The sequence below is a fragment of the Salinivibrio sp. PR919 genome (genome assembly GCF_001995355.1).
Classification (GTDB): domain Bacteria; phylum Pseudomonadota; class Gammaproteobacteria; order Enterobacterales; family Vibrionaceae; genus Salinivibrio; species Salinivibrio proteolyticus.
This window is the reverse complement of sequence record NZ_MUFL01000007.1, coordinates 25055-49608: the sequence shown is the minus strand read 5'-3', so window position 1 is coordinate 49608 and position 24554 is coordinate 25055. Positions and strand designations below refer to the sequence as shown.

Annotated in this window: 20 protein-coding genes and 6 tRNA genes; 17 read left to right on the top strand and 9 right to left on the bottom strand. The window is 49.2% G+C overall.

The genetic code is table 11. From position 1 onward, the window contains the following. Positions 1-82: 82 nt before the first annotated feature. The 6 genes from BZG83_RS02380 to BZG83_RS02355 all read right to left on the bottom strand — a co-directional run bounded on the left by BZG83_RS02380 (position 83) and on the right by BZG83_RS02355 (position 7903). The gene (locus BZG83_RS02380; protein WP_069589117.1) at positions 83-304 is read right to left on the bottom strand and encodes a FeoC-like transcriptional regulator; all 222 of its coding nucleotides are present in this window, start codon (positions 302-304) and stop codon (positions 83-85) included. After that, positions 255-2582 carry a ferrous iron transport protein B gene (gene feoB, locus BZG83_RS02375; protein WP_077479221.1) on the bottom strand — a complete coding sequence of 776 codons (2328 nt, stop codon included), beginning with the start codon at positions 2580-2582 and terminating at the stop codon, positions 255-257. Before feoB ends, BZG83_RS02380 begins: the two co-directional genes overlap by 50 nt. Further along, complete coding sequence (locus BZG83_RS02370) at positions 2582-2809, bottom strand: FeoA family protein (protein ID WP_069589119.1); 228 nt, start codon at positions 2807-2809, stop codon at positions 2582-2584. The genes feoB and BZG83_RS02370 overlap by 1 nt, the downstream gene beginning before the upstream one ends. A gap of 233 nt (positions 2810-3042) precedes the next feature. Next, a complete protein-coding gene (locus BZG83_RS02365) occupies positions 3043-5433 on the bottom strand; it encodes a Lon protease family protein (RefSeq protein ID WP_077479220.1) in 2391 nt (796 codons plus the stop codon). A 181-nt stretch (positions 5434-5614) separates the two neighbouring features. Then, entirely contained in the window at positions 5615-6625 is a 1011-nt protein-coding gene (gene ltaE / locus BZG83_RS02360) for a low-specificity L-threonine aldolase (protein ID WP_077479219.1), read from the bottom strand. A 234-nt stretch (positions 6626-6859) separates the two neighbouring features. After that, complete coding sequence (locus BZG83_RS02355) at positions 6860-7903, bottom strand: ABC transporter substrate-binding protein (protein WP_077479218.1); 1044 nt, start codon at positions 7901-7903, stop codon at positions 6860-6862. 297 nt (positions 7904-8200) lie between these two features. Here BZG83_RS02355 and BZG83_RS02350 point away from each other — a divergent pair, with 297 nt between their 5' ends. The 3 genes from BZG83_RS02350 to BZG83_RS02340 all read left to right on the top strand — a co-directional run bounded on the left by BZG83_RS02350 (position 8201) and on the right by BZG83_RS02340 (position 10894). Continuing rightward, positions 8201-9481 (top strand): NAD(P)/FAD-dependent oxidoreductase, encoded by a 1281-nt coding sequence (locus tag BZG83_RS02350; protein WP_077479217.1) that lies wholly within the window; start codon positions 8201-8203, stop codon positions 9479-9481. Between the two features lie 115 nt (positions 9482-9596). Then, entirely contained in the window at positions 9597-10205 is a 609-nt protein-coding gene (locus BZG83_RS02345; protein ID WP_077479216.1) for a 2OG-Fe(II) oxygenase, read from the top strand. Positions 10206-10321: 116 nt separating this feature from the next. Then, positions 10322-10894, top strand: a complete 573-nt coding sequence (locus BZG83_RS02340; RefSeq protein ID WP_077479237.1) for an alpha-ketoglutarate-dependent dioxygenase AlkB family protein — start codon at positions 10322-10324, stop codon at positions 10892-10894. Positions 10895-10927: 33 nt separating this feature from the next. Here BZG83_RS02340 and BZG83_RS02335 read toward each other — a convergent pair whose 3' ends face one another. Then, positions 10928-12436 carry a M28 family metallopeptidase gene (locus tag BZG83_RS02335; RefSeq protein WP_077479215.1) on the bottom strand — a complete coding sequence of 503 codons (1509 nt, stop codon included), beginning with the start codon at positions 12434-12436 and terminating at the stop codon, positions 10928-10930. 399 nt (positions 12437-12835) lie between these two features. Here BZG83_RS02335 and BZG83_RS02330 point away from each other — a divergent pair. The 5 genes from BZG83_RS02330 (at position 12836) to BZG83_RS02310 (ending at position 13550) form a co-directional block, all read left to right on the top strand. Next, positions 12836-12909, top strand: a tRNA-Cys gene (locus BZG83_RS02330). Positions 12910-12938: 29 nt separating this feature from the next. Next, a tRNA-Met gene (locus BZG83_RS02325) sits at positions 12939-13015 on the top strand. A 137-nt stretch (positions 13016-13152) separates the two neighbouring features. Beyond that, positions 13153-13228: transfer RNA gene (locus tag BZG83_RS02320), tRNA-Gly, on the top strand. A 37-nt stretch (positions 13229-13265) separates the two neighbouring features. Then, positions 13266-13342 (top strand) — tRNA-Met (locus BZG83_RS02315). 132 nt (positions 13343-13474) lie between these two features. Continuing rightward, a tRNA-Gly gene (locus BZG83_RS02310) sits at positions 13475-13550 on the top strand. A gap of 17 nt (positions 13551-13567) precedes the next feature. On the opposite strand, the gene BZG83_RS02305 is transcribed toward BZG83_RS02310, so the two are convergent. Then, positions 13568-14527 (bottom strand): sensor domain-containing diguanylate cyclase, encoded by a 960-nt coding sequence (locus BZG83_RS02305; RefSeq protein WP_077479214.1) that lies wholly within the window; start codon positions 14525-14527, stop codon positions 13568-13570. A gap of 199 nt (positions 14528-14726) precedes the next feature. Here BZG83_RS02305 and BZG83_RS02300 point away from each other — a divergent pair, with 199 nt between their 5' ends. Both BZG83_RS02300 and BZG83_RS02295 read left to right on the top strand, forming a co-directional pair. Then, entirely contained in the window at positions 14727-15701 is a 975-nt protein-coding gene (locus tag BZG83_RS02300) for an ABC transporter substrate-binding protein (protein ID WP_077479213.1), read from the top strand. A 320-nt stretch (positions 15702-16021) separates the two neighbouring features. Continuing rightward, positions 16022-16999 (top strand): arginine deiminase-related protein, encoded by a 978-nt coding sequence (locus BZG83_RS02295; protein ID WP_077479212.1) that lies wholly within the window; start codon positions 16022-16024, stop codon positions 16997-16999. 52 nt (positions 17000-17051) lie between these two features. Here BZG83_RS02295 and BZG83_RS02290 read toward each other — a convergent pair whose 3' ends face one another. After that, a complete protein-coding gene (locus BZG83_RS02290) occupies positions 17052-17411 on the bottom strand; it encodes a HopJ type III effector protein (RefSeq protein ID WP_069586822.1) in 360 nt (119 codons plus the stop codon). A 181-nt stretch (positions 17412-17592) separates the two neighbouring features. Here BZG83_RS02290 and BZG83_RS02285 point away from each other — a divergent pair. From BZG83_RS02285 to BZG83_RS02255, 7 genes are all read left to right on the top strand, one after another. Beyond that, a tRNA-Ser gene (locus tag BZG83_RS02285) sits at positions 17593-17683 on the top strand. A gap of 174 nt (positions 17684-17857) precedes the next feature. Then, the gene (locus tag BZG83_RS02280; protein ID WP_131825047.1) at positions 17858-18319 is read left to right on the top strand and encodes a GNAT family N-acetyltransferase; all 462 of its coding nucleotides are present in this window, start codon (positions 17858-17860) and stop codon (positions 18317-18319) included. A gap of 708 nt (positions 18320-19027) precedes the next feature. Next, complete coding sequence (locus tag BZG83_RS02275) at positions 19028-20464, top strand: esterase-like activity of phytase family protein (protein WP_077479210.1); 1437 nt, start codon at positions 19028-19030, stop codon at positions 20462-20464. A 255-nt stretch (positions 20465-20719) separates the two neighbouring features. Further along, positions 20720-20995 (top strand): hypothetical protein, encoded by a 276-nt coding sequence (locus BZG83_RS02270; protein ID WP_077479209.1) that lies wholly within the window; start codon positions 20720-20722, stop codon positions 20993-20995. A gap of 188 nt (positions 20996-21183) precedes the next feature. Next, the gene (locus tag BZG83_RS02265; RefSeq protein WP_241825780.1) at positions 21184-22068 is read left to right on the top strand and encodes a sterol desaturase family protein; all 885 of its coding nucleotides are present in this window, start codon (positions 21184-21186) and stop codon (positions 22066-22068) included. A 97-nt stretch (positions 22069-22165) separates the two neighbouring features. Continuing rightward, a complete protein-coding gene (locus BZG83_RS02260) occupies positions 22166-23725 on the top strand; it encodes a YjjI family glycine radical enzyme (RefSeq protein WP_077479208.1) in 1560 nt (519 codons plus the stop codon). After that, positions 23712-24524: a 4Fe-4S cluster-binding domain-containing protein gene (locus BZG83_RS02255; protein ID WP_077479207.1), complete on the top strand. Its 813-nt coding sequence runs from the start codon at positions 23712-23714 to the stop codon at positions 24522-24524. The genes BZG83_RS02260 and BZG83_RS02255 overlap by 14 nt, the downstream gene beginning before the upstream one ends. The last annotated feature ends 30 nt before the right edge of the window (positions 24525-24554 follow it).

Here is a 24554-nt window from a genome sequence, read left to right as displayed (position 1 = left end):
GTATAGTGGATAGATAATGGGTGTTATGCGGGATGCAGAAGTAAAAAAAGCAGCGTCGAAACGCTGCTTGAAAGGGAAGGGGTTAGACCATGCTGAGGCAATGGATCTCATTGTGATGTGCCAAGCGATAATGAATATCGGCAGGATCCTGACAGGGGCACTGACGAACGATGGTCCCCCGTTTTATCCACGTTTCCATCATGGCGTCCACGCCGTCCGGGGTCAGACCATACTCTTTGGCAAGCGCCTCGGCACTAATGACACCCGCCTGAGTGACACTGGCTTTGAGCTTTTGCAGGATCATAATAGGTCTCCTTAAACCAATGAGGATGCTTACCGATGTAGCGCATTGCGGCAACGACCGCGATGAGTAGCGCCGAAATACCGCCAATGTAGAGTGAAGCTGAAACCGGTGAAACACTGATCTGACTGAGTTGGAAACACAGGGTCGCACCGCTGACGGCCAGTAACATTGACCAACTGGCAATGAACATAGCGAAACGGCGACCAAACTCGCGAGTATAAGCGCCCATCGCTGCTACACAGGGGGTATAGAGCAAAATAAACATCAAGTAGGCCAACACGCTAGCGGTGGAACTAAAGTGATGATGCAGGTTGTCGAATGTGGCGAGACTGACTTCTTGCTCCTCTGCGGCAAGTTCGGGATTATCGATATCGCCTACGCTTACCGCCAATGGATCACTGAAATCAATATCAAACAAGTTGGCAGGAATGCTTTGTACCGCTTCTAGCAAGGCCTCACCGATCGTGGTGGGGGTTTCCTCGATATCTGAAGGCGCATAAAGATTATTGAGCGTACCCACGACGGCTTCTTTGGCAAACAAACCGGTGACAAGACCTACGGTGGCCGGCCAGTTATCTTCTTCGATACCTATCGGGGCGAGGGCAGGTGTCACGACTTGCGCGGCTTTAGACAGCACGGACGTGTCGCTGTCTTCGTGTCCGAATGTACCATCTGTGCCGAGCGAGTTGAAGAAGGTTAAAATGGTTACCACCAGTACAAYGGTTTTACCGGCACCCAAAACAAAACGGCGCAGCTTCTGCCAAGTATTGCTCATTACATGGCGTAATCGTGGCAATTCATAGTCTGGTAGCGCCATGAGCAGGCTTTCACTGTGCCCGGGATAAAGCGTGTGACGCAAAATCAGGCCGGTGATGATCGCCACCACAATGCCTAGTAAATAAAGGCCAAAAACCAGGTTTTGCCCTTGTTGTGGGAAGAAAGCGGCAGCAAACAAGGCGTACACCGGCAGCCGTGCACCACAGGACATAAAGGTAGCCATGGTAGCCGCGGTTTTGCGCTCATTGATTTGTTCTAGGGTACGGGTTGCCATCACCGCTGGTACCGTGCAGCCAAAGCCCAAAATTAAAGGGACGAAGGCTTTGCCCGGCAAGCCGATCTTTTGCATTAAACCATCGAGTAAGAATGCGGCGCGTGCCATATACCCAGTGCTTTCGAGAACAGTGAGGAACAGGTATAAGCCCGCAATGACGGGAATAAAGGTCGCGACAGTTTGGATCCCGCCGCCGAGACCATCTGCGATAACGGTGACGATGGCGGTCGGAAGCACCCCATCCAGTAGCTGATGGGTGCCATCGACGAGAATCGCGCCCGCGGCAATATCAAAAAAGTCGATAAATGCGCCGCCGATGTTAATCGCAAACACAAACATGGCGTATAGCACGGCGAGCAAAATAGGCAGCGATAAGAAGGGGTTAAGAATAACCTTATCAAGCTTTTCAGTATTATTGCGACTTAAGTGGCGATGCTCACGACGGGCGTCATGCACCAAATCGCGGATATAGCTGTAGCGTGCATCGGCAATCAGAATATCAGTATCATGCTCGGCGAGCGATTGGCAGGCTTGCGCAAAGATATGTTGTTGCGCCTCGTCACTGCCATCAGGCAGGCGACCACGTTCGAGACATTCTAACAGGTGCGCGCGTTGGTTCACTTGTCCGGTCGCGGTACGAATAAAGCTGGCGCCAAGGTGGGCTTGTATCCAAGCTTCGATGTGCTCACCGTAGTTCAGTTGCATGGCGTCGCACTGAGGGATGTCGCTCACAATATGGGACAGTTGGTGGCGAAATGTCGCGACGCTGTCTGCTTGGCAGGCGGTGACGGTAAGGACAGGACAGCCTAACCACGCTTGCAGTTTAGCAATATCAAGCTGTTGTCCGTTCCTATCGAGCAGATCCATTTTGTTGATCAGCACCACCATAGGCACACCACGCTCACGGAGCTGCAGCGTCAAGTACAGTCCACGCTCTAGGCTGTTAGCATCCAGTACGTTAATGATGACGTCACTGGCGCGGCTATCAATCGAAAAGGTCGCGATTTGCTCATCTAAACTCGCGTCAAAGCCAGCGTTTAGCGCGTATAAGCCGGGCAAGTCGGTGATCTCGGTCTCAGCATTATCGAGCGAAAGCTGACCGACTTTTTTATCCACAGTCACGCCCGCCCAGTTACCAACCTTTTGGCGAGAACCGGTTAATGCGTTAAACAAGGTGGTTTTTCCGCAGTTGGGGTTACCGGCGAGAAGAATGCGTGTTTTACTCATTACATGGCCTCCACATCGATCAGCTTGGCGATTTCACGACGGACGATGAGTTGTTCGTTGTCGAGGCGTATTTGCAATGGGTCGCCCAGAGGTGCACGCCGGACCAGCTCAACGGCGGTGCCCGGGATCAATCCCATAACGGCAAGACGATGGCGGATAACAGCTGGCACATGATGGACACTGGTAATGCGTGCGGCCTGGCCGCGACCGAGAGTCGACAGTTTCATAGCGCGAGATCCAAATAAGAATGGTTTGCATTGGATGTTACGCTTAAATTTGACGTGGTTTTTTGCTTAGGATCAAGCAATTTTTAGTGAGCAGCTTGTCTTGAAAGTAAGACGATGAAATAAATGGTGGTTAAAAAGTAGATATGTGAGGGGAAAAAGCAAAAACTAGCCGCTAACTTTGTAAGAAAATATTTCACTCGCTGGCAGTCAAACCACTGCCAGCGAGTGATAGATTAGCGTGCGTGATGCGATGATGACTCTTTTTGTGCTTTACGCCGCTGATCATTTAAGTTGGCTTTGGCGGTTGCAAGGAGGTTGTCTGTGGTGATTGCATCTGGGCCAAACCCTGCGTTTTGTCCGGTAAGCAGCGAAAGCGCTTCGGCCACATGGGAGACCGCATAGATGTGAAACTCACCTTTCTCAACCGCATGGACCACATCCTTGCGCAGCATCAGGTTTTGGATATTGGCGGCGGGAATGATCACCCCTTGCTGCTCGGTGGGACCTTTAATGGTGCATACATCAAAGAAGCCCTCGATTTTTTCGTTCACGCCGCCAATCGGCTGCGCCTCGCCAAATTGGTTCATGGATCCTGTAATCGCCAGATCTTGACGCAAGGGCACGCCCGTAATCGCCGAGAGAATCGCACAAAACTCTGCCATTGACGCACTGTCTCCATCGACGCCTCCGTAAGATTGCTCAAAAGTGATATGCGTTTTGAGCGGGATTTGTTCTGTTTTGCCGAGTAGGGTGGCGAGGTACGCGGACAAGATCATCACCCCTTTAGAGTGAATCCGTCCACCGAGTTTAACGCTGCGCTCAATATCGAGCACTTCGCCTTCACCATACGCGGTAGTGGCAGTAATCCGGTTGGGGAGTCCGAAGCTAAAATCAGATGTACTCAATACCGATAAGCCGTTGACTTGGCCTAGTGCAGAGCCGGTGGTATTGATTAAGGTGACGCCGTTTTCAAAGTTCTGCATCATGCTATCGCGCACGCGGCTCACCCGCATATTGCGGCTTGCCAAGGCTTTTTCAACATGCAGAGCACGAATACTATTAGCGTTGGCTTGCGTGGCCCAGTAGTTGGATTCGCGCAAAAGGTTAGCAATATCAGCGGAGTGCAGCGACAAGCGATTTTGATCTTCGGCCTGTCGGGCACTGTGCTCAATAATACGCGCAATCGCACCGCGACTGCAGTGTAGCAAMCCGCCGTCGTGGATAATGCTGGAGATAAACTTCGCGTACTGTTGTTCTGTGCTGTCGTTACGTGGCATGTCGTCTTCGAAGTCCGCGGTCACCCGAAATAGCTCGCTGAACTCGGCATCATAGCGTTGTAGCAATTGATAAGTTTGGTAATCACCAAATAAGATGATTTTCACATCAAGTGGAATGGGGGCAGGGTCGAGCGATACAGTGCCACTAAGGGTGACTTCGCGTTCAAGGGCGCTCACGCTGAGCTGTCTTGTGCTTAGGGCGCGCTTGATGCCGTCCCAGACGTAGGGTTTCTCGAGTACCTTGATGGCATCCATCAGCAGCACGCCGCCATTAGCGCGGTGAAAACTGCCCGCACGGATCAGCGAGAAGTCGGTGAACACTGTGCCCTTAAAAGTGGCATTTTCAACATAACCAAAGAGGTTGTGATAACTGGGGCTGTCTTCTACCACGACAGGGGCTTGGTTGTCGTCTTGGCTCACCAAGACATTAACTTGGTAGCGGCGCGGTAGTTTTTTATCGAGTGCGGCATAAGCGAGCGCCGCTTGATCCTCGCTGTCTTCGAGAAAGATATCCAAATGCTCTAGCATATCCGCTTGCATCGCCTCCAGAAATGCCAGCACGTCAGGGAGATCTGCAAACGCTTTGGTGACGGACTTCATTTGGGCGGCAATCACATCGCGCGCTACTTCTTCATCCAGCGCTTGTTGCTTTTCCGCATAGTCTTCTTCCCACTCGCCGAGTTGACGCACAATGCTGCGCAGTTCGGTTTCGAGTTTATCAATCACCTTGCCGAATGCCATTTGCTCCTCTTGAGAGAGCGCATCGAAGGTGTCCTCAGTGTGAGGCTCTTCGCCGTTAAGGGCAACAAACTGGTAATCGCCCTGCGGGGTGATCGTCAAACTAACATTGTTTTGTTCTGCGCTATCACTGAGTGCTTTTAATACGGTTTGCTGGCGCTCGGTGAGCTGATTTTTGAGTGTTTCAGCACGCTGATAATACATCTCGTTGTCGAACGCGAGCGGCAGCGCATTGGCAAGTTTTCCCATTAGCTGCTCAACGTGCTTTTTGAGTTCATTTCCTCGCCCTGCGGGAAGCTTTAAGAATTCAGGCGCGCGGGCTTCTTGGAAATTAGCGACGTAGCACCAATCATGGATAGACGTATCATTTTTCCAATGGTGGTTTAAATAGCGCATCACCATGGTGCGCTTGCCTAATCCGTTCTGACCAATGGCGTAAATGTTATAGCCCTTTTCCTTGATCGACATGGCAAACTCAACGGCATGTCGTGCTCGGTCTTGGCCAACAATTTCATCCAACGGCGCAAGGTGCTTGGTTGAGGTGATGTCACTGTGTTTAAAGCTAGATTCGCGATACAAACGTTCGCTGTTCACCACGGTAGTCGCCATAATCGATCCTATTTGGTCTTTTATCGATTGATGCTTTCAGTGTAGCGAGTGTAAGTGACTGTTTTAGTGATGCTGGTGGAGAAAGTTGCGACAGGGTCACAGTTTAGCACTGGGTGGCGAATAAATGAGCAAAGAAGGGCCATTAAAGGCCCTTTTGAATACGTCATAAAAGCAGGGCTGATTAGAGCGATTTTTTAATCGCGTTTATCAATGCGTCGATATCTTGACGATTTACGTCTTTATGAGTGACAAAGCGGGCCGGTGTGCCATTTAAACTCACTCGAAAGCCGTTATCCATCAGGCGCATATTGAGACGAACCCGATCGATGTTGTCGGCAATATCGACATACACAATATTGGTCTGAACGTCATAATTGTGGGTAGAAAAGCCTTCAATCTCATTGATTTCATTGGCTAAATAATGAGCGTTAGCATGATCTTCAGCGAGACGTTCGACATTTTCTTCGAGTGCTTTTTGTCCGGCAACGGCGAGAATACCGGCTTGACGCATACCACCGCCCAGCATTTTTCGTAGCCGTCTAGCTTTTTCAATGAAGGCTTTCGAGCCCAACAGTAAGGAGCCGATCGGTGCTCCTAATCCTTTTGACAAGCAAACAGTCATAGAATCGAAATGGCAGCTTATCGCGGTAATATCGACATCCAGTGCCACCGCCGCGTTGTAAACACGTGCGCCATCAAGGTGAAGGCTTAGCTGATGCTTGTTGCAAAACATGCGAGCTTCGGCCAAGTAGGAAAGGGGTAGAACGCGGCCGCCGATGGTGTTTTCTAAACTGAGCAATTTGGTGCGTGCAAAATGAAAGTCGTTAGGTTTAATGGCTGCGGCAAGCTTCTCAAATGGCAACGTACCGTCTGGGGCATTTTCAATGGGTTGAGGCTGAATAGAGCCTAATACCGCTGCACCACCGGCTTCATATTTGTAGTTGTGCGCTTGCTGACCACACAGGTATTCGTCACCGCGCTCACAGTGCGACATCAGCGCTAATAGGTTCGCTTGCGTACCTGATGTGGTGAATAGGGCGGCATCAAAGCCATGGCGCTCTGCGGCCCAGCGTTCTAATGCATTAACACTCGGGTCATCACCGTAAACATCATCGCCGACGTGAGCGTTAGCCATCGCATCTCGCATGGCTTGGTCGGGTTTGGTGACGGTATCGGAGCGAAAATCAATCATGTATTACATCCTTGCTGAGTGAGGGTCGTCGAGCGTGTTGCCTAATAATACACACAATGCTCGTTAGTTGGCAGTTGAGACCGGCGATTGGCTCTAGGCCTAACCACAAAGAATAGACAAATATACGCGCACGAAAAAGGCCATACCCGTGATATGGCCTGATTAATGAGACTTGAAGGGGTTCCCTAGACATTTGGTGAGAATACCAAACAGATGAGACCCATCAGTCGATGATTAGCTTTTTAGCATCTGCCAGTATTTTTGGTAGATTTTCACCGCTTCACCCACATCATCGGTAAATTCGCCACTGTTGACGGCTTCGTCAGTAGGGAAAATGGTCGTGTTTTCTTTCAGCTCGTCATCCAGGTACTCCGCCGCACGGGTATTGGGCGCCGGGTAGCCAAATTCCTCGACCAGTTTGGCTTGGTTCTCAGGACGATACATAAAATCGATGAATTGATGAGCCAGCGTCTTGTTCTCTGCATTTTTAGGGATAATGTAGTTATCCATCCAGAGAATCGCGCCTTCTTGCGGATAAACAAACTCGATGCCATCAATTTCTTGCTGCGCCATGTAAGCGTTGCCGTTCCATTGCTGACCAATAGTCACTTCACCGGTCACAAAAGGAACGTGAGGCGCATCTGAGTTATAGACCACAACGTTGTCACGCAATTGACGAAGGTACTCGTACGCTTGCTTGATCTCGCCTTCGTCTTTGCTGTTAATACTGTGTCCTTGCGCTTTTAACGCCATGCCAAAGACATCACGCACATCGTTGAGAAGCATCACTTGTGCGTTGAAGTCATCACGCCATAGGTCGGCCCACTTAGTGACTTTGTCCCCGTTGACATATTGGTTGTTGTAACTGATACCCGTCACGCCGAATACATAGGGCAGGGAGTAGTCATTCGCTTTGTCGAACGGTTGACCCAGTAGGCCGGGACGTAACTCATCGAAGTGGCTGATCTTTGATTTATCAATTTTGGCCAGCATGTCTTCTTTGATCATGCGATCGATGAAATAGGTTGAAGCGAAAGCGAGGTCATAGCCTTTTCCATTCAGTAGCTTCAACTTGGCATACATGGCTTCATTACTCTCAAAGGTCGAGTAATTGACCGTCACCTTGTATTCTTCTTCAAACGCATTGATCACATCCATGGGCATATATTCCGCCCAGTTGTAGAGATTCAATACTTTATCGTCAGCGCTGACCCCAGTTGCAAATACAGCTGAAAGTGCGAGTGCGGTCGCGGTAATTCCGTGAGTGATTTTGTTCATTATCATGGTCCTTCAATGGCTTGCTGGCCGAGTACACGTCGGGGCGCATCATATTGCACCCAGCCTTTGTGTCAATGACTTTTTTTTAACCAAAATCGCGTTTCGTGAAACGTTCCGCTAACGGTAGCATAACCCTTGCGTGCGCCCCCAAATTATTGGGCAGTATCCTGTCATTTTTGGCTYGCGAGTCGCGCACGACAATGCGACTATCTGCGCGCTTTGTGTACAAGCCTCACACTCGTATCCTGAGCTTGTGCCTTATTTATTGAATCACCTAAATGAGTAACCATTGAGAACATGGTCAAAACGTACCGCCCCGACACTAATTACTATGTTGCTACGCAAAATCAATCCTTATCTTTTCCACCTTTAACCGGTAGTCACCACGCCGATGTTTGTATCATTGGCGCAGGATTAACCGGATTAAACGCCGCGATTGAATTACGTCAACGCGGCTATCAAGTGATTGTATTGGATGCCAAGACGATTGCGTGGGGGGGCTCTGGACGTAACGGCGGCCAATGTTTAGTGGGATATTGCCTCGGACTTAGAGAGGTGCATGAAACCTACGGCGCGCAATGGGGTAAACAACTTTGGGATCTTTCCGTTGAAGCGGTTGATATCGTGCGTGAAAGGATTCATAGCCATCAAATAGCCTGTGATTTCCAACCGGGATACATTGAACTGGCGTTAAACAAGGCGCAACAAACCGAGTTACAAAGTTGGCACGCCTTAAAGCAAGGTGACTATCAGTATCCGATGGCGCAATGGTGGGATCAGGCTAAGGTGGCAGAAGTGGCGAATACGGAGCGCTATTTAGGGGGATTATACGACCCGAATAGTGCGCATATTCACACCCTCAATTACACACTCGGGTTAGCGAAAGCTGCGCAGGATTTAGGCGTGCAAATCTTTGAGCACAGCCCGGCGCAGTCGATAAAGAAGGGGCAGACTCATTGCGTTCGTACGCCTCAAGGTGACGTGAATGCTCCCCGCATATTGCTGGCATGCAATGCTTATCTCGATGGCTTAGACCGCAAGGCGCAAGCGAAAGTCCTCCCAGTTGCCTCCTTTATTGCGGTGACAGAGCCACTAGGCGATCGCATGCCCATTACTAATCGCATGGCTATGTCTGATCTCAACAACTGTCTTGATTACTACCGTCCCACCGCAGACGGACGTCTCTTATTTGGTGGCGTGAACCACCCGTTTAATCGTGAGTATAAAGACTCCGCTCAACGTCTACACCAACGCATGACAAGGGTTTTTCCTCAGTTAGGTGATGTGAAGATGGACTACCACTGGGGCGGGTTGTTTGCCGTGACGCGCAGTTACATGCCACACATTGATCACCTCGGCCAAGATATTTATACCGCGCATGGATACACAGGCCATGGAGTTGGGCTGACGAACATAGCAGGACGCGTGATTGCCGAAGCGATGGACGGACAAGCCAGCCGCTTTGATGTGTTTGCACGTTTAAAGCATGGTTGGATCCCGACCCCGAAAATGCTGCGTAGCCCTGCATTGGCTCTCGCGATTTGGAAAGCGAAGCTTGCCGATCTGCTTGGTGGGTAGCGACAACGTACAAACCGTTAACGATTAAAAATACTTGTCGTCACGATAAAGATCTCGTGTTGCTCCCCGCCAAGAAGGCAGTAATGTAGCCCTTCAAATAGCGGGGAGTAAGTGCTTGAACACACTGAGCATCATTGATGATTTAGCGACACACGGATTAAGCGTGTGCGATCAATTTTTAACAGCACAAGAAGTGGCTGATTTACACGCGTGTTTGCCTGAGCAGTGGACGCAAGCCAGTATTGGGCGCGAGCAGAAGCAACATACCAATACCCAAATCCGCACCGACAAGATCCATTGGTTAGAGCGCGGCCATGCCCCAGCCATTGATGCGTTACTCGATAAGATGTCTGAACTGCAGCTTGCGTTTAATCGTCATCTCTTTCTTGGCCTTTTTGAATATGAAGCGCATTTCGCCAAGTATAACCCCGGTGATTTTTATGCCAAACATGTGGATGCCTTTAAAGGCCGCTCTAACCGAAAAGTCACCACAGTGCTCTATTTGAACCATGACTGGTGTGAAGAGGACGGGGGCGAAATCGTCATTTACCATGCCGATGGGAGCCATCTGAAAACATTGTGGCCCCAAGCCGGTCGCCTTGTGACCTTCTTATCGGAAGAGTTTCCTCATGAGGTACTACCCGCGAAGCGACAACGGTTTAGCATTGCGGGCTGGTACCGGATTAACGGCATGAGTGGTCATCGGGTTGATCCAATTCGCTAACAAACCGCATACTGACAGCTACGAGTGATAACCAGCAAGCGGTCAGTATGAGGGGTTCTCCGCAACAGCAAAGCTTTTTTAACCATGCCGAGTTCGACGCTCAGCAAGCCGTTGCTATGCCACAAGCGACTGTTCATTGGCAGCCAGATTGGTTGCCTATGGCTGATGCCGATAACCTCATGGCGGCATTGCATCAGCACACACCTTGGCAACAATTACCCATTTCGATGTTTGGTCGTACCGTGATGCAGCCGCGTTTATTAGCTTGGTACGGTGATCATGCTTACACCTACAGTGGACTCACATTATCTCCTCGCCCTTGGACGCCTGAGCTATTGGATTTGAAGGCGCGTGTTGAGGCTGCCACGCATGCCCGTTTCAATACCGTATTGCTCAATCTCTATCGGGATGGCAGCGATTACATGGGATGGCACAAAGATGATGAAGCCGAATTAGGAGAGCAGCCGACGATTGCATCGGTGAGTCTGGGCGCGAGTCGACGGTTTTTATTCCGTCACACCAAAAGTAAAGAAAAACGCGAGTTTTTGTTGAGTCATGGTGCGTTACTAGTCATGGCTGGGCAAACACAAACGTATTGGCAACATGCGTTACCCAAAACACAAAAACCAGTGGGCGCACGGATTAATTTAACTTTCCGCTGGATAACGTCGTCGTCAGGAAAAGAATAGACCCACTACCGCTCATCGGCAGTGGGTCTGGCGTTACTCGACAATCAGGCTAACGTTGTCATAAGCACTATACCCTCGCAGCATGACCGCATAGTCGCCGGACGTTGCATTGTCGAACCGGCAAACCTCATCATTGCCACTGCGATAAGGGCGACAATCCCAGTTCTCCTTACTGACATCGCCGTTGGCTTTGACGTACAAGTCTACATCACCAAAACCGCCATAGGTTCGGATCACTAGCGCACCGGATTGTTCTAACTGGTAGTTGAAGTACTTTTCATTCCCACGAGCGCCAGAGAGTCCATTGATGGGCTCTCCGAGTTTCAGCTCGTTACCCGGATTGGGCGAGCTGTCGGCGTTCGCGAGCTCCACCGTATAGGCCAAACCGAGTTTCGTGAACTTCGCGGCGTGAGCCCCTTCGCTATCGCTGTTTGCCAAGGTGTCTTGCGGCGTATGGATGTTAGGGTTGTAATCATTAAATTTGGCTTCAAACGGCATGGCGGCTGGATAGCCGACTTGGTGCCACGAGGCGTGATCGGAACAGGCATAGCCACAAGTATCGAAGCCGTAATTTAAGGTAGGCAAGTATTCGTCAAGCAACTGCGTGAGATACTGAGTGAGCTGACTGTCGGTATAGTCGGTGATAAAGACAATGTCTTCAGCAGATCCTTGATAGTTTGTCATGTCCAGTTGTAAGACACCACGAACCTCTTTGCCCGCTTGCTTAAATTGGTTGGCAACGTCTTGCGAACCACGCAATCCAACTTCTTCTGCTGCGTAGGCAACAAATGCGATACTCCGCTTAGGCTGGAAGTTGTTTTGCGCCAAGACGCGGATCACTTCTGTGACAGCAGCAATCCCTGAGGCATCATCATCGGCGCCAGGCGCAATACTTTGCTCATTGGTGCGGGAGCCAATCGTCGAGTCTAGGTGGCCGCCGACGACGACCCATTCGTCGGGCGATTCTGAGCCCTCGATGGTTAACATCACCGATTCTTGATTATACCCATTGTGTGAAATCTGAGTGACGGACGCACCGGCTAACCCTGCACTGAGCGATTGCCAACGTTGCTTTATCCAATCGGAAGCCTGCGCTCCTGATGTAGTGGTGTAGAAACGGTTGGGAAAATCGGTGAGACGGTCAATGGTATTAACGATGAGTGCACTATCAATTTGGCTAATCCAAGGTGTCACTAACGCTTGCTGACTGATTGCAGGCGCGACAAAGCTAGCGCGCGAAAGAGGCATGTTACTCGCAGCCATGGCACTTTGGGCGGATGAGTGCACGATATAACCACCGCAGCGGTGATGGTTTTCGTGCATCTCGTGGGAGAGGGCGGCTAACTCAGATTCACTGACTTCGCCAATCCATGCTTGCCCATTGTGTGCGACTGACTGTGCTAATAAAGGCTGTGCACCAGAAGCCAAAGCGGTTTGTTGTGCATCTGCACCGATCGAGATCCAGACTTTTTTATCTTCAGCCTGCGCGAGGGTGCAGCTTGTTGCAAGGACAACGGCCAGAGCCGTGCGTTTATAATGCATAATTCCTCCTTGAGTGAATAAGGGTCGCTAAACTCCATGCGACCTTTTGACTGTAGAGCAAAAACACAACTTGCTGATAAATTTATAAAACCATTATTGGATAGTTTAATTGTCACAAAATTGTTAATAGTGGATAGTTTTGTTTTTAACGGAGGAGGAGATGGGAAGATAGCTTTGTGCACGTAGACCTAATCATCCCCAGTGTTGCACAAAGGAAAACGCGGAGTGAGTCGATAACAATAGAGATAAAATGCTGAAAACCACATCAAATCGCGCGAAATTTGGCTTTTTCGTTTACAAAGCAGGCAGTTGAAACTTTTATTAAATAATAAGTGTTGACTCGATCACGTTAATCCGTAGAATGCCTCCCCGTACCGCAGCGGCGGAAACAAAAAGAAAGGCGCGTTGGCAGAGTGGCTATGCAGCGGATTGCAAATCCGTGGACCTCGGTTCGACTCCGGGACGCGCCTCCATGTTTCCACTAGGCGGAGTAAAAATCGGACGCGGGATGGAGCAGTTTGGTAGCTCGTCGGGCTCATAACCCGAAGGTCGTTGGTTCAAATCCAGCTCCCGCAACCAATTTTAGGTTGTAGAGACGATTTATTTAGTTGAAAGCGATTTGACACGACCTACGGTCGTTGCAATTGCATTGCGCGAATTGCATTCCGCGAATTGCATTCCGCGATAAATAAAGCTCCCGCAACCAATTTTACAAAGCGACATTAGCTCAGCTGGTAGAGCGCAACCTTGCCAAGGTTGAGGTCACGAGTTCGAACCTCGTATGTCGCTCCAAGTTTTGCCCACATCAAGCAAYGATTGATGTTACGGACGCGGGATGGAGCAGTCTGGTAGCTCGTCGGGCTCATAACCCGAAGGTCGTYGGTTCAAATCCRGCTCCCGCAACCAAATTTTAGGTATGTGAAGTCATTAACGTAGGCAAGGTTATTAATAAGACCTGCGGTCGTCGCAATTGCATTGCGCGATAAAATCCGGCTCCCGCAACCAATTTCATATAGCGTTATAAACGCTTGTCACAAAGCGACATTAGCTCAGCTGGTAGAGCGCAACCTTGCCAAGGTTGAGGTCACGAGTTCGAACCTCGTATGTCGCTCCAATTTCCTTCCTTAGCAGTTATCTTTCCATTGGTAATGGGTAATGTCTTACTTCATTGCTGGCATCGAGTAACATGGTTTCCAACGTGACTGTATGATCAACGGCACTGAAGTGCGCAAGCCCAGCTGTGTAGCTAAATGGGTAGCGATACGAAGAAAGTTGTTGTGATAGTCTGATATATAATTGGTCTAGCTGATTATCCACTGTATCTGCATCTTGTTGTATCAATAACGCAGCAAACTCACACCCCTCTATACGTCCTATCCAGCCCACATCATCAAACACATCATTCAAACAACGCGCAAAGGTTTTGAGAATCTGATCGCCCGCGAGCTTACCATAGTCATGATTAAGTTGATGGAGTTGGCGAACGTCGAAGTGTAATAGTGTGTAGCGATCTTCGATCACTAGGTCATCATTGAGGTATTCGCTAATTTCTCGCTTAAAACCGCGCCGGTTTAACAGGCCTGTTAAGGGGTCTAACACATTCTGTTGAGTCATGATTAGCTCGTGTTCAACAATGTGCGCAAGATCTGCCAATGCCCGTTGACAGGAACCATCGAGTTCACGAGGCTGTCTGTCTATCACGCACAGCGTGCCGAGAATATGCTCGTTATCCAAACTAAATGGGAAGCCAGCGTAAAAGCGGATAAAGGGAGGCCCTGTGACTAAGGGGTTGTCGGCAAAGCGCTCATCAAGATACGTATCATTAATCACAAGCGGCTCTAGCTGGTGGATGGCGTGCCCACAAATGGACTCTGAACGTCCTGTCTGATTCACCGCCAGTCCACGCTTAGCTTTGAACCACTGACGGTGCTCGTCTACTAAGCTGATCGCAACAATGGGGCAGTCTGAGATATAGGCAGCAACGCGAACAATGCGCTCAAACCTGTCTTCATGACCGGTATCTAAAATGCCTAAATCATGAAGTAAATGAAGCCTTTGTACTTCGTTATTCGTTGGCTGAGCCGGTGTCATTTTATGCCCTCCATCCCTGCTTATTCAGTATAGACCCTTAGCTCAATAGTCATATAAAAAGCGCAATGGGATCTCGCTAGGTCATGTATGGGCGATTGAACGCGTAATGACACTCAATTACCGTCAGTTTTTTAATGTTACCAAGAGGTGTCATTGTTATTTGGCTACAGTATTAAGACGATAGATAAGAGGGCATTTAATGAGAGCATTGATTTTAGGCATGATTCTCACTTTGGGATTACTGAGTAAAGCCGTCGCTCAGGATCACAAATTATTGATCATTGATAGCTACCATAAAACATTCTCGTGGACCGAGAGTTATACACTGGGTCTGAACAAGGTGCTCGACAAAAGTATCCATGTATCGCGTTTTGAGATGAATGCTAAAAAGCTGCCAGTATCAGCACATCAGCGCAAAGCTGACGAAGCATTCGCCTTTTATAAAAAGGTAAAGCCTGATGTCGTCCTGCTTTGTGATGATATCGCGCTGAATCATATGCTCCCTAGGCTGCAGCATGAAAACATTGATGTTGTTTTTCTTGGCGTAAACGGCGATCCCCTGCCGTTGCTCGAGAGCCTGAATGGGCCTGTCCGCGTGACCGGTGTTCTTGAGCGGCCTCATTTTTAYCGCTCGCTGTCTGATGTGATTCAGCTTTCTAATCAACCGATTAAAAATATTAAAATTCTCTTCGATGATGGTCCCACTGCAAAAATCAACACCGGTTATTTGCAAAGCCAGGCAAACCTTTTTTCTAAGTTAAATCAAACGATCACGAGGATCGAGAGGTTTACAACGTTTCCTGATTGGAAAAAAGCAGTTCTAGACGATGACTATGATGTGCTTTTTGTGGGTAGCTACCAAACATTGCGCGATAGGATGGGAAGGAATATCGATGCAAATCAAGTGATTGTTTGGACGAACCAAAACGCGAAGCATCCTGTTTTTGCTTTTTGGAAAGTATCAGTTGGTGAGGGTATGGCTGCCGGCGGGTATGTGTTAGATGGTGAAAAGCATGGCATTCACGCTGCGGTTTACATCCATAAAGTATTTGCCGGCATGCCAGCCGATCAAATCCCTATCTCTGTCGGGCACCAAGGAACCGGTATTTACAGCAAATCGGAGTTTGCTCAGTTAGGTTTAGCTCCGCCTCGGGAGTGGGTGCCGATTCGCTAATCCTAACGGTGGCTAGCCCTACCTATGCTTGAGCGGTGCTTGTGTAATTTCAAATTGTGCGTTGAGGTATCCGGACAAAAACCGGCTTGCTGCTAAGCAAGAAAAGACCTGTCCTGTGGTAGCAACCATCGACAGCGTTGCGGCATTTCGCGTTATCAGGTCGCATCAAAAAACTCTGTTTGTAAAAGAGTTGTTTCAATGATATTTTCCTGCGGTTATTAAATTTATCAAGCATTCGGGCCAGCGTGCACCGACAAGTGATCGTGTGCGCGACAGGCCATCTATACTCTTTTAATCATGTTGTTTTGGAAGGTTTGCTTATGGCGTTTTTAGCGAGCTGCGATACCCAATATCCGCTTACACATCCACACGCAGCGTCTGCGGTGGTCATGGTGCCACCTGTGCACTTTAAATTTAATGCACAAACCAGTGAAGATAATGGTTTCCAGCATGCGCTGGCGTTGCCCGATGAGGAAGTGAAAACGCGCGCCATGGCAGAGTTTAATAATATGGTGATGACGCTACGTCGCCATGGTATTGATGTCGTCGTGATGGAGTATCCAGACTCCGATCCAGCAACGCCTGATGCTGTATTTCCTAACAACTGGTTTAGTACATTGCCAAGCGGTGAACTGTATCTGTACCCGATGGCATGTCCTAATCGTCAACTTGAGGTTAAGCCTGAGCGCCTGATGGCGGCCCTTGATAAAGCGGGCTACGCCGTTAACCATGTGCACAAAGTAAAGTGTCACGACAAAGACGAAGCGTTTCTAGAAAGTACGGGTGCGATGGTGATTGATCACCTCAACCAGCGTGTCTATGCAGCACTTTCTCACCGCTGTGACAGCATTCTGTTAACCGAATGGGCAGCCAAAGTGGGTATGCGCCAAGTTGTTAGCTTTAACACGGCAATGAGTGACGGCAATCCTGTGTATCACACCAATGTGATGATGGCGGTGGGTGAAGCGTTTGCTGTGGTGTGTGACGAGGTCATCGAGCCTGCTCAACGTGAGCTCGTGTGTAATACGCTCGCCGAAGACAAAACCTTGGTTTCAATCAGCGAGGCACAGATGAATCAACTGTGTGGCAATATTTTGCAGCTACGCAATCGTCACGGTGAGTCGTTAATTGTGATGTCTCTTTCCGCGTATAGTGCGTTTACTGAAGATCAAAAGCGGACTTTACGTCAATTTGGCAAGCTGGTGCCGATTGATGTAAACACCATTGAAACCGTCGGCGGAGGGAGTGTGCGTTGCATGATGGGTGAAATCTTCCTGCCTCGGCACCAAACTGTGTAAATTATCGCTAAGCGGTAAAAACGGCGATCATTTGATCGCCGTTTTTTATGGATTATGAATGCACACCTGCTTTCGCTTTAAGTGGCATTTTGTCGAAGTCGACACCTTTCCAGCCGGTGACCATAAAATTGCGGATATTTTGGTGGTCGTTGCCGGATGGATTACTGAGCACGTCCTCACGATAATACCCGCCAAAACACGCTAGGGTCTGCTCTTCGGTTAACTCGTGCAGTTGGCAAAATGCCAACACTTTACACGAACCGGTATTTTGGCCCGCTTTATTGGCGAGATTGCCATTAGTAAAGCGAGTCGGGGCGTAATCGTAATGTGCATCGATCACGGCCAAGGTCTCATCAAACGTCACCATCTCGGGTGTCTTTGTGATTTTGACGAGAAAACTATCTATGGTCATGTCTGTTCCTGAGTTATTAAAACGCGGCCTCTTCATGGAGGATAGACACGTTGTACCAACTTGCTCCTCCGATGTGAAGTCACTGTGTGCGAATAATGGATAAATATCCATCACTTAAACAAAAAATAGTGTTGCAGTACTTTACATTGCGTAAGGCCATCATTAGTATACAAACCTGTTCGGAGGGATGGCTGAGCGGTTGAAAGCACCGGTCTTGAAAACCGGCAAGGGTTAATAGCCCTTCCAGGGTTCGAATCCCTGTCCCTCCGCCACATATCAAAAAAGCCGCTGAGTAATCAGCGGCTTTTTTGATCGTGTAAAGACAGATCCCATCAACACATTCCGCACCTTGTTCTGATCCAGCCTCTTCTGTTTGATACTGTAAGCCTAGTCTGGCGACTCTTGACGTCGCTCGCCCCCTACAGTCGCCCCAATACTGGAGTGTTATGATGATTAATTACTTACCACTCGATGCCATCACGCCAAACGACTTTATCCCTATCTTCAATAAACCCAGCATTCGGCAGCATCTTATCGAACATGCCCCTTTTGATGCACAGAGCATCAAAACATGGGTGAGAGAGAAGAGACACATTGATACTCAAGACGGATGTTTGGTTAGGGCGGTGAGTGTCAACAACTGCCTCGTAGGATGGTGTGGTATTCAGCGTACTGAATGTGGTTTTGAATTGGCGATCGTGTTGGATACCTCGCACTGGGGACTTGGGCGGCACGTGTTTAAGTTTCTACTCTCGCGCGCTGAACAACTTGGTCATCAAGTCGTTTATCTTCATTTGCTGCACACCCGTCGAGAATCCACATTTTTAACGCAACGTGCTCTACGAGTATTTAAAACACATATGCTGGGTGAATGCTTTACCACTTACGAGATAAAAGTAGGGGACTAGCGGCGTGTGACGCGAGCGTCTGGTTGTTTGACGCAAGCAGAGCGTTAGTCCTATAAGTTATTCTATTTACATGATTTATTTTCTTTCACGACCTTGTTTTTTCCGCTTTGCTTTCCATAGAAAAGGTCTCGGAGTGTCAGATGTAGCTGAGGTTACTATTCGCTATTGTCTGCAGTGTGTGGGTCGCCGCGACTATAGCGATATCAATTGATTCAATTAGTTACATGATTCAGTGGTGTCATGAATTGATCATGGCATCGTCATACGACGTTATAGTACTTGTCATGTTGAGGCACTATCTTTTTGATTCTACTAGGCTGTTGGCCTAGTTACATCTCAAGGAGTAAGTTATGACGGCCTGTCGCTGCTTCATGGTTCTAATAAGTGCGATATTGATGAATACAATGGTGAAGGCTAATCCTAATGTCACATCTCGAGAATATAAGGTGATGCTGGATGCCAATCACCGTTAGTGGCCGAGCTGTCATTCCGTCACAAGGATGGATCTGCTGATTACACTCGGAAGGTGGTTAACCGAGCGATCAAGTCCTTTGATATGCTCAAATCCTTGTCCCCTTGGTTTTCTCCAGATTCTCAGAGTAAGACGGCTTTCGTATATGGTTTTGACTCGGCATTTTGCCAGTGAGGCATCGCTTAAGGGATAGGATGCTGTGCTGTGATCTTTATGAGATAAAAAGGAAATAGACAATGAAGTCGATAAATAAATATAAACTGTTCTTGGTGCCTCTCATAGCATCTTTCGTGCTCGCTGGTTGTAAATACAGCAACAATGATACAAGAAAAAACAGCGCAACCGTGTTTGACAGTTACCCGAAGGAGGGGGTGTTTCTACCTTACAACGTGTTGAGGACTGATCTCATTGACGCTAAGTCTCAGCAGGCTTTTGAGATTCGTAATGGTGGCTTCGGTTCGGCAATGACAGCACATCCTTCGGATGTAAACCGCTTTTATGCTCTCACTGATCGAGGTCCTAATGCTAAATTTAAAGGCAGCCTCGGTAAAGGAAAAATATTCCCAACACCGGACTATACCCCACGTATTGGATTATTTGAGGTAAAATCGAACGGTCGAATTGAGCAAGTCGATACAATTCTACTCAAACATCCTGATGGGTCCCTGATCACTGGGCTTCCCAATAGCTCTGACTTGGGCGGAACCGGTGAAACGCCGTACCACGCAGATGGCCGACCGATTCTTAAAAATGACAGCCAGCCTTATGATGAAATGACCAATCCGTTTTTGCTTGATGATTATGGTCTAGATGGAGAGGGGCTAGTAGCTCTATCGGGCGGTACTTTCTGGGTCAGCGATGAGTATGGTCCACATATTGTCCATTTTGACGCTGAAGGCAGGGAAATCGGCCGAATAAATGCGTTTGCCAACGATGAGCGGGTTGATTTGACCTTGCCTGCTGAATTCGGCAATCGGCGCGCCAATAGAGGCATGGAGGGGCTGGCTATTACGCCGGATGAGAAAACCCTTGTAGGGATTATGCAATCAACGATGTACCATCCCGATAGCGCGGTGAAGGATCTAGACATTACTCGCATCGTGACCGTTAATCTTGAGTCCGGTAACATCGGGCAGTACCTCTACCGTCAGGAGAAACCACAAAACTCGAACTCCGAAATTGTTGCGCTGAGCGACACACAATTTCTGGTGATCGAACGTGATGGAAGCTTTCTCTACGGTGGCCCTAACGGTGAACAAGCTGCCGCTCCAGATGTACAAAAGCATATCTATCGCATTGATCTTACCTCCGGAACCAACCTTGAAACTCTCGCAAGTAGCGGTGATGTTAAACAGGATATGGAACTTGGTCTTACATTATCGGGAAAGACACTTGAGGAGGTTGTTCTCGAACAGGGTTGGAGTGCTTTAGCCGAAGTTGGGATCACGCCTGTCAGCAAATCCCTAGTGGTAGATATGGTTGCCAAAGTAGGGTATCCGCACGATAAGATGGAAGGGCTATGGGTGATTGATGATCGTCATCTAGGCGTATTGAATGACGACGACTTTGCCACCTGGGCCACGAGCGGTAAATTGGAACAGAAAATGCTGGATACCGACACTGTGGATGGCAATCGATTATATATCGTCGATGTAGACCTCCGCACTGAGTGACACTCATATGTTTTTGTCGCCCGAAAGCCGGGCGACGTCCATCCGACCGAATCCAACTGAGCCTGTAAGATTGATGGTATAAGTCACTCCCAGAACAGTGGGATGTTCGTAGCGATTTAGGGTGGTGATGGGTAAGAAAAGATCTATTTAGCCACTTTTATTGGTGAGGTACTAAACGAGCATTTCACTGGCAACGATTGCCCCCTTGTTCTTTACTTTGTTTTCTGCAGATTGCGAATACAAAGAGGAACGTCCATGAAAAAACTACTCTGTCTTTTAAGTTTTTTCTTTAGCTTTGGTGTGTTGGCCGATGCGCAACCCAGCGTTGTAAATGGGCAAGTAACGGACATCGCAGAAGACCACATGATGGTAGCCACCAGTGATGGACTTTATAAGGTTGAGGCTGACCCTGACATGCTTGATGAGCTAGAACCTGGCATGAACGTTGAGGTCACCGGTGAGCATCACATGCAGGCCAGAGAGGTGCGTATTCATCATAAAAACCGTAAAAATCCACTTGGCGGAGATTAAGCGAGCCTGACTACGGCGATAATTAATTGAATAGCGAAAAGCGCCGTTTGGGCGCTTTTCACCATTGATGAAGAACATCCATCGCATTGCAATATGTGCGCAAACTAACAGCTTGGTGATACTTTTCCTTACAGGTTAGGTAGAACCCCCTAACATGTTAATAAATTGTACCGTGCGATAAAGGCCCCGTGACCGAACTGATTTCCCATCCCGAATGGCTACTGCTTGTGCTCGCTCCCGTGTTTTTCTTATGCATGCTGGGGGAGTACTGGGTGGCGCTGCGCCACGGAAAACTGGGCGATAATGCCCGTTATTACGTGCCGGAAGTGCTTTGCAATTTTACCTTAGCGGGGCTGCATCAAGCTGCAGATTTACTGACCGGGCTGCTGATTGCCAAGGTGTATTTGTGGTGGTTTGGCTGGCGGCTGTTTGATATTGAAATGTCGGTAGGCTTGTTCTTATTGCTGATGGTCGTGCAGGATTTTTGCTATTACTGGTTTCACCGCGCTAGCCATCGTGTGCGCTGGATGTGGGCGGCGCATGTGGTGCATCATAGCTCTGAGCGGATGAACTTTAGCACCGCGTTTCGCCAAAGCTTAATGTACCCGCTGGCAGGGATGTGGCTGTTTTGGCTGCCGCTGGTGGTGATCGGATTTCCGCCGCAATGGGTGGTGTTTGTTGTACTGCTGAATTTAGGGTTACAGTTTTTTGTTCACACTCAATGGATAAAGACACTGGGGCCTGTGGAGTGGATTTTTAATACCCCGTCTCATCATCGCGTTCATCATGGCGTAAATCCTCAGTACATCGACAAAAACTACGCGGGCATTTTAATTATTTGGGACAAATTATTTGGCACCTTCGAGGCGGAATCTGAGCCGGTACGCTATGGGATCCCCAAGCCAGTGAATAGTTTCAACCCTCTGGTGGTAACTTTTGCAGAATGGCAACAAATGTGGCGAGACGCCACGCAGCCCGGTCTGAGTTTTCGGCAACGATGGCAGTGCTTGTTTGCACCACCAGAACAAGCACAAGGTCACACGACAGACGTGGAAGCATCACGTGAGAGGTAGCGGTTTTCCATCGTGTGGACAAGCTAACATATTCTAAGAAAATAACCCTTTATTCTCATGGGGTTATTTTTAGAACTCAGCTTGTCAGGAGCCCCGCATGACCGACGCTATGCATGCCATTGTTACCCATCCGAGCTTAACCCCTTCGCAGAAAACGTTAGCGCTCGCTGCGCAAGCCGATGCGGCTTTACCCTACGTACCTTGCAGCCGAGCGCTCGTGGCTGCGATGGAGCAGGGTGTGATCGGCGATATGTTTGAGGGTCACGCTCCCTTTAAGCCGCGTTATGTGTTGCCCGATTATGCCCGCTTTTTAAAACGTGGCTCGGAGTATTTGGCGTTAACGCCGGCAACCGATCTAGAGGACGCGCTGATGAAGCTCATGGTGCTTTACCATCATGTGCCTTCGGTGACCAATATCCCGGTGTTTTTGGGCTACCTCGATCAACTCTTGCTGCCATATTGCGATGATGTGAGTGATGAACATTTGTATCAAGCGCTGAAGCGGTTCTGGATCCAGCTTGACAGAACACTGCCAGACGCATTTATGCATGCCAACATTGGCCCAGATGATAATCGTGTTTGTCGCATGATTTTGCGCATCGACGCAGAACTGCAACAAGTCGCCCCAAACCTGACCTTGATGGTTGACCCGTCTCGTACCCCGCGCACCCTAGTTCGGCAGGCGACAGATAACATCATTGCCTGTAGCAAGCCACATATTGCTAACTGGCCGGTACATCAAGCCACATTTGGTGACGCAGAGGCTCACTCGCCCAATGTGGGGATTGTGAGCTGTTACAACGCGCTACCGATTGGAGGCGGCGCGAACACCTTGGTACGCCTTAACTTAAAAAAAGTCGCAGAAGAAGCAAATGATCTCTCGACATTGCTCTCGCACACCTTGCCGCATTACGGCGCATTGATGGTGGAGCTGATCGATGCACGCAGTCACTTCCTGCATCAAGAATCACACTTTTTTAATAGCTTTCTAGTGCAGGAAGGCTTGATTGATGAGAAAAAATTTGTCCCCATGTTTGGCGTGTATGCGATGGCTGAAGCGGTCAATACCCTGATGGCACGCCAAGGCCTATGTGGCGAATATGGCCACGATGCAGCGGCGAATGAGATGGCACACGATATCACCAAAGCATTAAGTACGTTTGTAGCAGAGACTCCAGTGAAGCATGGTTGGCGTGGGCGAGCGTTGCTGCATGCGCAAGGTGGCTTATCCATTGACCAAGGGACCACTCCGGGGGTGCGGATTCGTTACGGCTATGAACCGGATCCTGTCACCCATTTGCAGGCGCTTGCGCCGTTACACCCTTACTTTGAAGCGGGTGTGAGCGAGATCCTGACATTGGATGACACCATTAAAGGCAATCCCGATGCATTAACCGATTTATGTTTAGGGGCGCTGCAATCCGGGCTGCGCGAATTCACGGCGAATACAGATGGGAATGATCTCGTGCGTATCACCGGCTATATGGTGAAAAAATCCGAGATTGCCCAGTTCAAACAATCGGGCTCTCGGACCAATACCACGGTATTGGGCGCAGAAGCTTCTGAGATGACGACAGTGACAGCGCGGCAGCCAAGAGTCGTGAGCGCGGAATTTCTCGCTGGCGCGCGTTGGACGGACACTCATGAGTCATCCTAAGCAGGAGAAAATATCGGGTCCAGTGGCTCGGGTTGCAAGTGTGTTGCCCTATTCCTGTGTCGATGGTCCCGGTAATCGGATGGTATTTTTTCTGCAAGGTTGCCAATTTCGTTGCCCGGGGTGCCACAACCCTGAAACCATTGAGCGTGACAGTGCAAGCGCATTCGGTATGTCTTTGGCCGAGGCAGTGACGGCGATTTATCAACAACGGCACTTTATTCGTGGAATTACCGTCAGTGGCGGTGAGGCCAGTCTGCAATGGCGCTTTATCCGCGCGCTTTTTCGCGCGGTCAAACAGCACTCTGAATTAGCGCACCTTACATGCTTGATCGACACTAACGGCGGCGTGCCATGCCAGCGTTGGCAGGCGTTGTCACCCTATATGGACGGTGCCATGGTGGATATGAAAGCATGGGGAAATGACGCGCACCGGGCCCTGACCGGGCATTCGTCCCGCCGTGTGCGTGATAGCCTAAGTTGGCTGGCGAAGCAGGGAAAATTGCACGAAGTGCGGCTGTTACTGATCCCCGGGTATACCGACTGGCAAGCTAATCTGTCGCCACTTTGTGCCTATTTATATGATTTGCAGCAAATGCAGTTGGCGCAGGGAAATGTGTTTTCCGTGCGTTTAAATGGCTTTCACCGCGCAGGCGTGACGGGCGATGCCACCAATTGGCCAGAGGCAACACAAGCGCATCTCGATACCATAAAAATCGCCTTGCAAACGGCAGGGCTGCAAACCGTGACCATGCCACCACCTGAGTTACTGACGACTGAGGCAAGTAAATTCAACGTTTAATGAAGAAGTGGGATACTTAGAATATTGCTA

Coding starts and splice junctions, on each gene's coding strand:
- BZG83_RS02350 (WP_077479217.1), top strand. CDS start 8,201: ATGGTCAAAACGTACCGCCCCGACACTAATTACTATGTTGCTACGCAA.
- BZG83_RS02260 (WP_077479208.1), top strand. CDS start 22,166: ATGACCGACGCTATGCATGCCATTGTTACCCATCCGAGCTTAACCCCT.
- BZG83_RS02355 (WP_077479218.1), bottom strand. CDS start 7,903: ATGAACAAAATCACTCACGGAATTACCGCGACCGCACTCGCACTTTCA.
- BZG83_RS02270 (WP_077479209.1), top strand. CDS start 20,720: ATGAAAAAACTACTCTGTCTTTTAAGTTTTTTCTTTAGCTTTGGTGTG.
- BZG83_RS02280 (WP_131825047.1), top strand. CDS start 17,858: ATGATGATTAATTACTTACCACTCGATGCCATCACGCCAAACGACTTT.
- BZG83_RS02255 (WP_077479207.1), top strand. CDS start 23,712: ATGAGTCATCCTAAGCAGGAGAAAATATCGGGTCCAGTGGCTCGGGTT.
- BZG83_RS02305 (WP_077479214.1), bottom strand. CDS start 14,527: ATGACACCGGCTCAGCCAACGAATAACGAAGTACAAAGGCTTCATTTA.
- ltaE (WP_077479219.1), bottom strand. CDS start 6,625: ATGATTGATTTTCGCTCCGATACCGTCACCAAACCCGACCAAGCCATG.
- BZG83_RS02275 (WP_077479210.1), top strand. CDS start 19,028: ATGAAGTCGATAAATAAATATAAACTGTTCTTGGTGCCTCTCATAGCA.
- BZG83_RS02290 (WP_069586822.1), bottom strand. CDS start 17,411: ATGACCATAGATAGTTTTCTCGTCAAAATCACAAAGACACCCGAGATG.
- BZG83_RS02380 (WP_069589117.1), bottom strand. CDS start 304: ATGATCCTGCAAAAGCTCAAAGCCAGTGTCACTCAGGCGGGTGTCATT.
- BZG83_RS02370 (WP_069589119.1), bottom strand. CDS start 2,809: ATGAAACTGTCGACTCTCGGTCGCGGCCAGGCCGCACGCATTACCAGT.
- BZG83_RS02295 (WP_077479212.1), top strand. CDS start 16,022: ATGGCGTTTTTAGCGAGCTGCGATACCCAATATCCGCTTACACATCCA.
- BZG83_RS02340 (WP_077479237.1), top strand. CDS start 10,322: ATGCCACAAGCGACTGTTCATTGGCAGCCAGATTGGTTGCCTATGGCT.
- BZG83_RS02335 (WP_077479215.1), bottom strand. CDS start 12,436: ATGCATTATAAACGCACGGCTCTGGCCGTTGTCCTTGCAACAAGCTGC.